This window comes from Pseudoalteromonas sp. SG43-1, assembly GCF_014164415.1.
Classification (GTDB): Bacteria; Pseudomonadota; Gammaproteobacteria; order Enterobacterales; family Alteromonadaceae; genus Pseudoalteromonas; species Pseudoalteromonas distincta.
Genome location: NZ_JACJFD010000009.1, coordinates 103991 through 116720 on the forward strand (window position 1 = coordinate 103991; position 12730 = coordinate 116720).

Genomic DNA, 12730 nt, shown 5'->3' on the forward strand with positions numbered 1-12730 from the left:
ATCAACCGCTGCACTATAGAAAACAGATGTGACTGATAAAGGTAATTTTAATGAAAGTAAAATGACCAAACTATTACAAAGATAAGTCACAAAAAAAACGCAACGTGTTAAACGTTGCGCTTTTAAGGGAAATTATTGAGGGAGTTATTTAAATATTAAAAACGTGCTTTAAACGATACTCCAAAGTAGCGCTCAGCATCACGTGGTATTTGGTAACGGAAGTTATCGCCACTGTAGGTAGTTGCGTAGCTTTCATCGGTTAAGTTTTTAGCAATAAGCGACACTCTAAACGCGTCATCTTTAAACGATAAACCCACACTTGCATTTAAAATACCGTAATCTGGTAACAAAGCGGCTGGGTTAAATTCGCCTACGTTGTCTGGTAGGTCTGAGTATTGCTCGTCGGTGTAAATATAAGAGCCGTTTATGTGTACGTTAAAGCCATGGTCGGTTTCAATAAAGTAGTCAGCCGTTAGTGAGTATTTTAAATCTGGCGAAAATGGTACATCTAAACCTGAACGGTCAGTACATGAACCTGCGGCTACCTCTGCCGGACAATTAAACTCGTCAATTTCAGCTTTAATGTAAGCAACACCACCGGTAAGCGTTAGCGACTCTGTTGCAGCCCACATAAAGTCAACTTCAACACCTTGCGTACTTACATCACCCGCATTGGTTAAGCGCGTAATACAAGTGCCGTCTGAACAGTCAAAGTTGTTAGCTTGAAAGCCTTCAATTTCGGTTCTGAAAAGCGCCATGTTAAATACAAATTCGCGGCTTGCGTATTTGTAGCCTATTTCATAAGCGTCAGACTCTTCAGGTGCTATTTCGCGACTATCGGTGTCTGGGTTAAAGTTATAATAAATATTAAAACCAGGGCCTTTGTAACCTTGCGAGTAAGTACCGTATATCATTTGGCCATCGCCTAAATCGTATTGCATACCTAAACGACCCGATACGTTGGTTTCTTCGGCTTTACCTTCATCATCTGTATTAAGTGTTGCTGGGCGCACGCCTACACCGGTGCGGCCATACACATCATTACTTACACGGCGATGCGTGTACGACACTTCATCGTCGGTGTAACGAATACCAAATAAAACGCGTAAATCTTCAGATAAATCGTAGGTACCATCGGCAAAGGCTGCCCAGTTATTAAATTCTGTGCTCATAAAAGCAGTGGCCGATACAATATCGTTTGCGTTACAGCTAACGCCTAGGCCTTGTGTGTAACCTTCTAAGTCAGCAAGTGCTGTATCAAGCTCAGCGCCCGATAAGTTATTTTGCGCGTAAAAAGCCATTGCGCTATTAAGCTGGCCACCATTATTTTGGCAACTTGCATCGCGAGTAAAGTTACGTTGTGAATCCATGTTCCAATAAAATAAGCCAGCAACATAGTTAAATGGCCCAGCTAGGTTTGATGTAACTCTAAATTCTTGCGAAAACTGATCCCATTGCTGTGCACCTAAATCGTGTAATTGAAACGGCGCGTCAAATACCGGCTCGCTGCTGTCGCCAGCAATAGAGGTAAAGTCGCCTTCACGGTACTCTGTGTTATCCCACGAACGCTGCGCTGTAATTGAAGTATATGTATAGTCGCCAATTGTTTTATCAACCTGTACCGAAAACGCGCTATGTTCGTCAATTGTGCGCGACTCGTAATCGTGATCAACGCTGCGTTGGTCTAAATCAATATCGGCTACGCCATCCACAATGCCGTTACTGTTTGGCGCTGATTTTGAATCTGGATTACGACCACTTGGTAGTGCTTCTAAGTCGGCACAACAGTCGTCATCTGCGTTATAAAACTCAGCTATAAACTTTACGCTTAAGTCGTCCTCTGGCTCGTATTTAAATACAGCACGTGCACCTTCACGGTCGTAACCGTTTACTTTTTCGTTGTTGTAAACGTTATCAATGTAACCGTCAAATTTACCTTTAAATACCGTTAGGCTTGCCGCTAGGTCGTCGGTTAAACCGCCGCTTATAACGCCTTTAAAACGGTATTCGTTATCTTGATAAAACGAGGTTTCTACGCTGCCTGTTGTGTCGTACGAGGGATCTTTTGTTGTTATGTTTACCACACCTGCTGAGGCGTTTTTACCAAACAATGTACCTTGTGGCCCGCGTAATACTTCAATGCGGTCTACGTCGTATAAATCGGCAAATGCTTGACCCGAGCGCCCAAGCACCACGCCATCAACAACAGTTGCTACACTTGGCTCGGCAGCAATACTAAATGAAATAGTACCAATACCGCGCACTGTTAGTGCTGAGTTACGGGTTGTGGTGCCTTTTCTAAAGCTAACCGAAGGGACAAGTGACTGTAAGCCTTCCATGTTATTAGCAAAAGCTGAATTAATTTGATCGCTATTAAGTACCGAAACCGCAACAGGTACTTCGTTTAAACTTTGCGTTCTTTTTTGTGAAGTAACGACTATTTTTTCAAACGTATCGTTTTTAGCTGTTTCTGTTTTTTGTTGTTCTTGTTCGGTTTGCTCTTGCTGTGCATATACCTGCGCGCTAAGCGCTAAACCGGTTGTCATTGCTAACGTGACTGCCAAGCTTAAGACGGACTTTTTAGCTCTCATGTCATTCTCCATATTGTGCGTGTGTGCTGTGTGGTACCGCGCTAGCAATTGTGTGGGTTGCTAAAAAGCGGTGTCAGTGTGTGATATTTCCCTTAAAGCTCTTGTATCTTATATAAGAGCTTTAAATTTAAACAAACTATCTTACTAATGCAATCATTATGTGAATAAAATGTAATTTTAAATTAAGTAATGAGGAGTCAGCCGTATGTTATACGGCCTTTGGAATCCCAATATGCGCTAAACTATTTTCGTAACGAACCTGCCAACGACGTACACTCCACCAGCTAAGCACTAAAACAGTAGACCAAACAGCAACTAAACTTGGTACAAAGTACACACTGGTTCCACCAACCAATCCGAGCGGCGAAAACAATATATACAAGCTAACAATCAAGCCTACTAATACAATTGCGCAAGGTAGTGCGTATTTCCAAGGATTAAGGTCTACCTCGGCTTTGCGTGTAAATTGCCATGGTGTTTTAAGTGGTTTGTAGTAACCAATACCCAACATTATTGCCAATTCAATTAAGAACAAAATGGCGTAAATATGAATAAAGTTAATGTCTATATCCCATACAAATTTAAGCAAGGTATAGGCAATAATATGGAATATAATCGCGACTTTAGCGCCCAGTGCAGGCACTTTTCGAGTAAACAAACCAACCAATACAATTGTGATGACCGGAATGTTGTAAAAACCTGTAAACACACGAATAATGTGCCATAAACCTTCAGGCGCAAACATCAATAATGGCGCAGTTATAAACGACAATATGGCAATAACAATACTGGTAATTTTGGCTACTTTTATAAGTTGGCTGTCTGTTACCTTATTTTTTTTCATTGGCTTATAAACATCTAAGCAAAATAAGGTCGCCGCGCTGTTGAGCAATGAATTAAATGAGCTAAATACAGCACCTAGCAATACGGCCAAAAAGAAACCAGATAAATACTGTGGAAGCACTTCTTTTACCAAATGTGGGTAAGCTAAATCGATAGTTGGCAGGCTTTCGTGTTTATAAAGATGGTAAGCAATAACGCCAGGGATCATCATCATAAACGGTACTAGCACTTTAAAGTACCCTGAAAACAACACCCCTTTTTGACCTTCAACTAAGTTTTTAGCGCCCAATGTACGCTGGATCACATACTGATTAGTGCCCCAATAAAACAAATTAGCTAGGATCATACCTGTAAAAATAGTGCCAAATGGCACGGGATCATCGCTACTACCAATAGCATTGAGCTTTTCTGTGTCGGTGTTTACTAGGGTGCTTAACCCTTCTGAAAAACTACCATCACCCAATGCAATTAAGCCCAGTGTTGGTACTAAAATACCAATGATAAGTAACCCAACACCATTAATGGTATCTGAGACCGCAACCGCCTTTAAACCACCAAATACAGCATAAATAGCCCCAACTGAGCCCACTGTAATAATGGTCACAATTAGGCTTGATTGGTAGCTCATATTTAATAAGGTGGGTACATCAAAAAGTCTAAGTACGGCAATTGATCCTGAGTACAAAACAGAAGGGATCGTTATAAAACAATACCCTACCATAAATAAGATCACCGTCATGCGGCGTACGGTATCATCAAAACGATCTCGTAAAAATTCAGGCAAGGTAGAAAACGCCCCCGCTAAATAACGAGGCAAAAAGATCAACGCCATAATGATGGTTGATACTCCTGCGGTTACTTCCCAAGCCATTGAGCTTAGGTTGTAACCATAGGCTGATCCATTGAGGCCAATTAGTTGCTCTGCTGATAAATTTGTGAGGATCATCGACCCAGCTATAAACGTACCTGTTAAACCACGGCCCGCTAAAAAGTAGCCATCTTGGGTGTTAACTTCTCCTTTGGTTTTTTGGTACGAGATATATCCCACCAGCGCCATAAACGCCAAGCACGATAGCAGTGTCATGGTAATGTTCATACCTTCCATCTTGCGCCCCTTTTAGCTTACTTTACTCGGTAAAAAGTAAGCTAATATCTTTATTATTGTGTGTTGTATGTGTGTAGTGTGTGTTTTTATTAAGCCGAGATTTATTTAGGCCATGCTGTTAATTGGCTCATGTCTTGTTCTGTGTGTTGAACCTCTGGGCCAAGCATTAGGCTGTCGCCTTCGCGTACAAATACTGCCATTTCTTCAAGTGCGAGTGTGTGCTCGTAGTACTTACCACCTTCGTAAGATTGTTTATCAGGAAAGCGAATCCAGTTGCCTTGTGGTAAATAAAACTTCACTTTACCGTTTGGTACGACACACGGCACTACTAACAATTTTTCACCGCACATAAATTGCTGATCAAAACTATGCGCTAGCACATCATCAGGAAATGCTAAAACCATTGCACGCTGAATTGGCAAGCCAGTTTGCTGTGCTTGTATGGCACTTTGCTCTAAATAAGGAATAAGTTGGTAGCGCAATTTAAGCGCTGCAAATACCGCATCACTTGCTTGCTCTGTGTAAGACCAAGGTTCGCGAGGACCAATACCGTGTAAGCGCATATGTGCGCTAAATACCGACGCTTGTGCCCAGCGCACGTAAAGTTCTGCGTCGCGGGTGTCTTTGTAAAAACCACCAATGTCGGTTGCAAAAAATGGCCCACCCGACATACCCCACGCTAAACTGCCACGAATGCTTGCCGCTAAACCCTGCCAATCGGCCTGTGGGTCGCCGCCCCATTGTGCAGGGAAACGTTGGCTGCCAGTCCACGCTGAGCGGCTAAACAAAAATGGCCCTGTTTTACAGTACTTTTCTGCAGCTTCATAAACGCAGCGGTTGTACAGCATGCTATAAACATTATGCAGTCTAATGCCGCTATCGCCACTGTGCGATACCATGTTTTCGTCTTCTAGCTGTTCGCCAAAGTCTGCTTTTATCATATCTACGCCCAGCTCAAACAATGGCTTGTGCGATTCGAGCCAGTATTCGTAAGCGTCGGGGTGAGTAAAATCTAAAATACCCGACTCTGGTAATGGTGTAAGTACTTCGCCAAATGGGCTTAAATCCCACTCGTATTGATACGCTTTACCGGTGCGTTTATCTTTTATAAGCCAGCCATTTTCGGCCGCTTTAGCAAATAATGGGTTATTTACCGAGATCATCGGGTATTCCCATACGCAAATTTTAAAATCCATGGCTTTTAGTTCATCAAGCACTGGTTTTGGGTCGGCGTAGCGTGTTGGATCCCATTCAAATGCAAAGCGGGTGTCGGTGTCTTGCCATGCGCGGCCATCAAGAGTAATTACGTCGCACGGCATACTTTTAGCACGCACTTCGCGGGCAACACTCAGTAATTCGTCAGCATCTTTGTAATACGCTTTTGATAAAATAACACCAAAGCTCCACTGCGGTGGCACCGGTGCAAAACCTGTTAGCTCACAGTAACGGTTAATGCTTTGAGCAGGTGTTTGTTCTTGATATAAAAATACATCTAGCGCCTCATCTTCAACTAAACATACATATGCGCGTTGCGACCACAGTGCGTAACCTACGCCATGAGTTACCGGTGCAGGTGTATGTACAAATAAGTTCCAGCCTTCTGGGCTCCATGCATACGGTGTGTTTTTATAAGACTTTTCGGCGTTAACGCCTAGCGCATCGTGGTTGTATGAACGAATAAGTTGGCCGCGTTTATCAAGCTTTCCCCATTTTTCGCCAAGACCATACACGGCCTCATCGTAGTTAAGCTCTAAGCTTAATATCCAGCCGTTATCAGTTTTAGCCAGTGGCGGTAAACGATGCTGGCGTACAAAGTGGCCATCGGTTGCTGATTGCTGCACTAGCTCATCGTTTTTATAAAGTTTGAAATGAAAAGGGTCGCAGTAAAACTCTAGCCGGTATTCGCCACCACTTACACTGTAATCATTATTGTTTTTGCTAAGTGTGAGGGGGTATTCTGATGGGGTTGTGGTTAATATTTTAAACTGCTCGTCATGCGTGGTGCCTGCATTTAAACGTAAACCAAACTGGCTTATCGTTACGCTAATATCACCAAACTGAGTGGGCAAAACCAGCACATTGCCTTGTAACTTTGGCTGTGCGGTTAAGCATGCTGGCTCTATTGCGTTCCAGTCTGGCTCACGTAATTCAAATGCATTCATGGGAGTTCCTTAACCAATTATTAGTCTTGTATAAGACACAAGTTAAATAATTGTAATCCCCATGTCAACGTAAATAAACTCAAGATGAATTATTTACGTCGCGATTTTTAAAATATACCCGGCGCCGATGTTGCCACCAGCGATATACCACTTAGGCCAAGCAATACAATTGCTATAATACGTACCCATTTAGCGTCAACGTAGGGCGTTAATTTACGAGCAAAATGCGTAACTAGCAACACTAAAGGAATAGCCGCTGCAATTAAAAACATAATGTCGAGCCCAGGCAAAGTACCGAATAAAGCGATACCTACACGTACTAGTCCACCAATAGTAAATACCGCTAATAACGTACTGCGAATAGCTTCAATAGACCAACTTTGCTTATAACACTGAAACACAAGCGGCGGCCCTGAGGTTGAAAACAACCCACCAAGTAATCCACTCACCCCTCCAGCTATTAAAAACGAACGAGGGAGGCTTTGTTTATTAGCACGATCGCGGCCAATCAGCATTAAAGCGCAGCACAGCAGAATACTTACACCTAAAATAAAGTTTAAATAGTGCGTTAAATGCGACGACATAAACTCAAGCAGCACAAAACCTATCAGCATTAACGGTATACCGGTATACAACATAAGTTTTAGCTCGGGTACTTTTACCGAACTGCGGTTTTTAACGACCACGGTTGTTGAATTAACTAACCCTAGCAAACTCACTAAAAATGTAGTTGCCGTAAGTGGCAATACATCAAGCAAAGTAAAGCTTGCAACCACCAGCAACCCAAAGCCAAACCCGCTAAGAGTTTGCATTACAGTGGCAAGACTTAGGCACAACGCCATAAGCAAAATGAGTTCAAAAGAAATACTGAGCACTTTTAATTTCCTAAGGGTGAGCTATTGTAGTGTAACGATTTGTTTTTAGGCATAATGTATATTTTGCGCCTATAAAACATTACAGCAGTAGTTCACGTTTAATTGAGCTAGCGCAAATATGCGTAAAAGGTTTCACCTATGATATAACTACAGGTGGATTAAATTTAATGGTAAATAATAATGAGTAACTCTATGTTTGATCACAAATTAAGTGGCCCAAGCTTGGCTTTTCAACCGCTTTACTTACAAGTGGCTGATTATATTAAACAGCTCATTGTTGAAAGACGCTGGGTACCTGGCGAAGCACTACCAAGCGAATTTCGCCTTGCTGAAGAATTTAACGTAAGCCAAGGTACGGTTCGTAAAGCACTTAATTTATTAACCGACAATAAAATAGTGACTCGTCGCCAAGGCGTTGGTACGTTTGTATCAGAGCATACTGCGCAAGATGCCTTATTTAGGTTTTTTCCGTTACAAGCCGACGGTAAAGGCGCTGATTTGCCAAAGGCTGAACTGCTATCGGTTGAGCTTTGTGCAGCGCCAATTGAAGTAATAGAAGCGTTACAACTCAATAAAAAAGACAAAGTTACCAAGCTTGTTCGTAGACGTATTCTTGATAACGAATTTTGCATGAGCGAAACTATATACCTACCGCAAAGCTACTTTCCTGATATACATCAAAGTAGTGATATTCCGCATACATTGTACCATTACTATCAAACCAAATTTAACCAAACTGTACACAAAACCCAAGACAGTATTAAAGCTGTACTTGCTACAGCTGATGATGCCAAAATGCTTGCTATTAAAGCTGGCGACCCACTGCTGTTGGTATCACGAATTACCGAATCAATCGAAGGTAAGCTAATTGAATACCGCCAAAGCAAATGCCGTAGCGATCATTACCACTATCAAATTGAACTTGATTAATTAAAAGCGTGTTTAGTGCTAAAAACTCACTTTAGCGCATAATAATTAAATATTTTTTAAAGGCAGCAAACGCTGCCTTTTTGCTGCCTGTAGGTTTTTTAACCCACCCATTTACTACTTTGCTGTTAACACAGTATTGACACTGTTTGATTCGTATAATAACTTGTGTCTTATACAAGACCTGAGTCATTATGCATTTTTAACAGGAATTCCCAATGAGTTCATTAAATAATATCCCTCCAGTAGGGTTCGGTTTATGGAAAGTAGCACAAGAAGATTGTGCGCAAACGGTATACCAAGCCATTAAGGCTGGTTACCGCCATCTTGATTGCGCATCAGACTACGGTAACGAAGAACAAGTAGGCGATGGCATAGCCCAAGCAATAAACGATGGTTTATGTACTCGCGAAGAATTATGGGTAACATCAAAACTGTGGAATACCTTTCATGCACCAGAGCATGTTGGCCTCGCGATTGATAAAACACTGAGTGATTTAAAGCTAGATTACCTAGACTTATACCTAATTCATTTTCCGATTGCGCAAACATTTGTGCCAATAGAAACCCGCTATCCACCAGAGTGGTTTGTTGACCCAGACGCGCAAAATCCACAAATGGAGCTGGCAAAAGTGCCGCTATATTTAACGTGGCAAGCAATGGAAGAGCAAGTACATAACAACAAAGCTAAACGCATTGGAGTATGTAATTACTCAAGCGCACTGCTTCACGATTTAATGACCTACGCAAATATCAAACCCGCTATGTTGCAAATTGAGTCGCACCCTTATTTAACGCAAGAGCGATTAGTAAGATTAGCTAAGCAGTACGATATTCCGGTTACTGCGTTTTCACCACTGGGTGCGCTTTCATACCTTGAGCTAGAAATGGCTGATAAAACTGAATCAGTTCTTGAGCAAAGCGTTGTTAAAGCGGCTGCACACAATCATGGCAAAACGCCAGCACAAGTAGTTCTTCGTTGGGGCGTGCAACGCGGCACAGCCATTATTCCAAAAACTTCAAAACTTGAACGCATGAAAGAAAACCTCGCACTGTTTGATTTTGAATTAACAGAGCAAGAAATGGCGCAAATTTCTGCGCTTAACAGTAATCGCCGATTTAACGACCCTGGGCACTTTTGTGAAGCTGCCTTTAACCGTTTTCACCCAATTTACGATTAGGAACATACAATGTCAGCTACCGAAATTAACTACGCCTCAGTGCCAACTCAATTAACATTCGATGATTCGGTTTTTCCGTGCATTGTGGTTAATAACAATAACGCCAGCACCGTTGAAGAAGCGGTAGCTTTCATTCGCGCGAATAAAAGTGAACTGGCTACAAAGCTTCGCAGCTCAGGTGCTGTGCTGTTTCGTGGCTTCCCGGTAAATAGCGCCGAAACCTTTGATACTTTTTCAGCAGGATTTGATTACGACAATTTTACTTATAAAGAGTCACTGTCTAACGCGGTACGTATTAATTTTACCGAGCGTGTATTTACAGCCAACGAAGCGCCAAAAGATGTAGAAATATACTTACATCACGAAATGGCGCAAACGCCTATTTCGCCAAGTAAGTTATTCTTCTTTTGTAAATCGGCCGCAGAAGAAGGTGGTGCAACACCTCTTTGCCGATCAGATAAGTTATTTAGCGCATTAAAAGAATACGACAGTAAACTTGCCCATGATTTTGAACACAAAGGCCTAAAATATACCACCTATATGCCAGCCGCTGACGACGCAACATCAGGCCAAGGCCGAAGCTGGAAAAGTACGCTAAGTGTAGAAACCAAAGACGAAGCACATAATAAATTAACCGAACTTGGTTACGAGTGGGAATGGCTTGAAGACGGCTCACTAAAGGCCGTTACACCGGTACTGCCTGCTGTAGTAACTCTTGAAAACAATGTACAGGTTTTTTATAACCAACTGATTGCCGCTTACATGGGCTGGAAAGGTGTACGCGATAACCCATCAATTGCCATTACCTTTGGTGATGGTAGTGCCATTCCTAAAGCAGGACTTGATAAAATTGTTGAGCTTTCTAAAGTATTTACCTTTGATCTTGCATGGCAAGACGGTGATGTTGCTTTAGTTGATAACGAAATGGCTATGCATGGTCGTCGCCCTTTTACAGGTGAACGTAAACGCCAAGTGTTAGTAGCACTTACCGCAGCAAAAGCGTAATGCAGCGTTTAAGTGGTAAATTAAGCAGTAAAATATCACCTTTATGGCAAGGCGCCAGCATTGCTGCAATGACTGGCCTTGCCGCTTTATTTTTGAGTGAGCATTACGGCGCGCCAGCCATGCTGTTTGCTTTGTTACTGGGTATGGCAGTCTCATTTTTGTATCAAAGCGATAGCCCTTGCGCCAAAGGTATCGACTTTACTGGCACCACGGTTTTGCGCGTCGGTATAGTACTGCTAGGCACACGCATAGCACTGGGAGATTTAGTAACACTGGGTTGGCAAACCGCACTTATGCTAGCGGGCGCTATATTTACTACTATTATTTTAGGCGTAGTACTAGCACGCGCATTTGGCTTGCAAAAGCGCTTTGGTGCACTTACAGGTGGTTCGGTTGCTATTTGTGGAGCGTCTGCTGCGCTGGCTATCTCGTCTATTATGCCAAACAGCGAACATAAAGAACGCGACACCTTATTAACCGTTATTGGCGTAACAGCCATGTCGACTCTAGCTATGATCCTTTACCCTATTGTGGTTAATTACCTTGAATTTGACGCGCATAATGCAGGCGTATTTTTAGGCGGCACAATACACGATGTAGCGCAGGTAGTGGGTGCTGGTTATTCGGTATCACCTGAGACAGGCGATATAGCAACCCTAACTAAGCTTGTGCGTGTTGCTATGCTACTACCCGTTGTGCTTATTATGATGGTTGTTATTAATCGCTCAAATAAAGAAAAACACGGAGAATTACCTAAAGTACCTGGTTTTTTAATTGGCTTTGTCATACTCATGATAATAAATAGCTGCTTTTCTCTTCCTACAATAGTACTTGAAACCGCTAACGAACTTTCGCAGTTCTTTTTAATTTCGGCTATTTCAGCCATAGGTATGAAAACTAATTTAGGAAAACTTACCGAAGTAGGCATGAAACCCATTATTTTAATTGTGGCTGAAACACTTTGGATTGCGTTATTAATACTTGGATTTGTAATTTGGAGCTAAAGAATTACATTATTTAGGGTATATCTCAAAAAAAATTAGTAGGTAATTAGGTCATGTTTTAACCAATTAAAAGCTGTATTTTGCCTACTTTAAAACTACGCACAAAAACAGGCTTAACGTATTGATTAAACAAAGCTTACCTTTATTTTAAAAGTATAAAATATCATCTTAATCATAACTAATTAGTTAAAAAAACAACAAACATATAAAGTACTTACTCTAAAATAAATTTACAATAGGGCTTGGTATATACTTTAATTTACTGTTATCCTGCCTCGCATCGGGTTGACAGAAAACCCTATTTATTTGTAAGTACCACGTTGTTTTAGTAATAATCCTTCGCGTTATCCTCAGTTAAATGTATGTTTTCTTCCTGTTAAATTGCCTAATTTAAGGCGCACTTTTATTAATCCTTAGGATACTATTATGTCTACAACTACAACTGGTACAGTTAAATTTTTCAACGAAGCAAAAGGTTTTGGTTTCATCGAGCAAGAATCTGGTCCTGATGTTTTCGCACATTTTAGCGCAATCTCTGGCGACGGTTTCAAAACTTTAGCTGAAGGCCAACGTGTACAGTTTACTGTTACTCAAGGTCAAAAAGGCCCACAAGCCGAGAACATTGTTAGCATCTAATTGCTTTCGTTAAAATGGGTTAGCAATAACCCATTTTGAATACTAGTTTGAAAGAAGTTTTGTTTTATTTGTTAGTACCGAGTTGTTTTAGTAATAATCCCACGCGATATCCTCAAGTTAACTATTTTTTCCGGCTCAATCGCCTCTTTTCAGGCACACTTATATTAATTTTTTAGGATACATATTATGTCTAATACAACTACTGGTTCAGTAAAATGGTTTAACGAAGCAAAAGGTTTTGGTTTTATCGAGCAAGAATCTGGCGCAGACGTTTTTGCACATTTTAGCGCAATCTCTGGCGACGGTTTCAAAACTTTAGCTGAAGGCCAACGTGTACAGTTTACTGTTACTCAAGGTCAAAAAGGCCCACAAGCCGAGAACATTGTTAGCATCTAATTGCT

Annotated in this window: 10 protein-coding genes; 6 read left to right on the forward strand and 4 right to left on the reverse strand. The window is 41.5% G+C overall.

What is annotated here, in order from left to right:
- Window positions 1-155: 155 nt before the first annotated feature.
- From H5159_RS08935 to H5159_RS08950, 4 genes are all read right to left on the reverse strand, one after another.
- Window positions 156-2591, reverse strand: a complete 2436-nt coding sequence (locus tag H5159_RS08935) for a TonB-dependent receptor (RefSeq protein ID WP_182780167.1) — start codon at window positions 2589-2591, stop codon at window positions 156-158.
- A 208-nt stretch (window positions 2592-2799) separates the two neighbouring features.
- Window positions 2800-4539, reverse strand: a complete 1740-nt coding sequence (locus H5159_RS08940; protein ID WP_182780168.1) for a solute:sodium symporter family transporter — start codon at window positions 4537-4539, stop codon at window positions 2800-2802.
- A gap of 101 nt (window positions 4540-4640) precedes the next feature.
- Complete coding sequence (locus tag H5159_RS08945; RefSeq protein ID WP_182693981.1) at window positions 4641-6701, reverse strand: alpha-xylosidase; 2061 nt, start codon at window positions 6699-6701, stop codon at window positions 4641-4643.
- Window positions 6702-6808: 107 nt separating this feature from the next.
- On the reverse strand, window positions 6809-7576 hold the full coding sequence (locus tag H5159_RS08950) for a sulfite exporter TauE/SafE family protein (protein ID WP_310742394.1): 768 nt from the start codon (window positions 7574-7576) through the stop codon (window positions 6809-6811).
- A gap of 180 nt (window positions 7577-7756) precedes the next feature.
- On the opposite strand from H5159_RS08950, the gene H5159_RS08955 reads away from it, so the two are divergent.
- The 6 genes from H5159_RS08955 (at window position 7757) to H5159_RS08980 (ending at window position 12725) form a co-directional block, all read left to right on the forward strand.
- Entirely contained in the window at window positions 7757-8506 is a 750-nt protein-coding gene (locus H5159_RS08955) for a GntR family transcriptional regulator (RefSeq protein WP_076925525.1), read from the forward strand.
- Window positions 8507-8721: 215 nt separating this feature from the next.
- Window positions 8722-9684 (forward strand): aldo/keto reductase, encoded by a 963-nt coding sequence (locus H5159_RS08960; protein ID WP_076925524.1) that lies wholly within the window; start codon window positions 8722-8724, stop codon window positions 9682-9684.
- Between the two features lie 9 nt (window positions 9685-9693).
- Window positions 9694-10689, forward strand: coding sequence for a TauD/TfdA family dioxygenase (locus H5159_RS08965; RefSeq protein ID WP_024600659.1), 996 nt, complete (start codon window positions 9694-9696; stop codon window positions 10687-10689).
- Window positions 10689-11693: a YeiH family protein gene (locus tag H5159_RS08970; protein ID WP_182780169.1), complete on the forward strand. Its 1005-nt coding sequence runs from the start codon at window positions 10689-10691 to the stop codon at window positions 11691-11693. The genes H5159_RS08965 and H5159_RS08970 overlap by 1 nt, the downstream gene beginning before the upstream one ends.
- 426 nt (window positions 11694-12119) lie before the next feature.
- The gene (locus tag H5159_RS08975) at window positions 12120-12329 is read left to right on the forward strand and encodes a cold-shock protein (RefSeq protein WP_024595869.1); all 210 of its coding nucleotides are present in this window, start codon (window positions 12120-12122) and stop codon (window positions 12327-12329) included.
- A gap of 186 nt (window positions 12330-12515) precedes the next feature.
- Window positions 12516-12725 carry a cold-shock protein gene (locus H5159_RS08980; protein WP_007580429.1) on the forward strand — a complete coding sequence of 70 codons (210 nt, stop codon included), beginning with the start codon at window positions 12516-12518 and terminating at the stop codon, window positions 12723-12725.
- Window positions 12726-12730: the final 5 nt, after the last annotated feature.

Bases quoted from the DNA above. Each gene is read 5' to 3' on its own strand.
- H5159_RS08955 (WP_076925525.1), top strand. From the start codon at position 7,757: ATGAGTAACTCTATGTTTGATCACAAATTAAGTGGCCCAAGCTTGGCT.
- H5159_RS08965 (WP_024600659.1), top strand. From the start codon at position 9,694: ATGTCAGCTACCGAAATTAACTACGCCTCAGTGCCAACTCAATTAACA.
- H5159_RS08935 (WP_182780167.1), bottom strand. From the start codon at position 2,591: ATGAGAGCTAAAAAGTCCGTCTTAAGCTTGGCAGTCACGTTAGCAATG.
- H5159_RS08960 (WP_076925524.1), top strand. From the start codon at position 8,722: ATGAGTTCATTAAATAATATCCCTCCAGTAGGGTTCGGTTTATGGAAA.
- H5159_RS08980 (WP_007580429.1), top strand. From the start codon at position 12,516: ATGTCTAATACAACTACTGGTTCAGTAAAATGGTTTAACGAAGCAAAA.
- H5159_RS08970 (WP_182780169.1), top strand. From the start codon at position 10,689: ATGCAGCGTTTAAGTGGTAAATTAAGCAGTAAAATATCACCTTTATGG.
- H5159_RS08940 (WP_182780168.1), bottom strand. From the start codon at position 4,539: ATGGAAGGTATGAACATTACCATGACACTGCTATCGTGCTTGGCGTTT.
- H5159_RS08945 (WP_182693981.1), bottom strand. From the start codon at position 6,701: ATGAATGCATTTGAATTACGTGAGCCAGACTGGAACGCAATAGAGCCA.
- H5159_RS08975 (WP_024595869.1), top strand. From the start codon at position 12,120: ATGTCTACAACTACAACTGGTACAGTTAAATTTTTCAACGAAGCAAAA.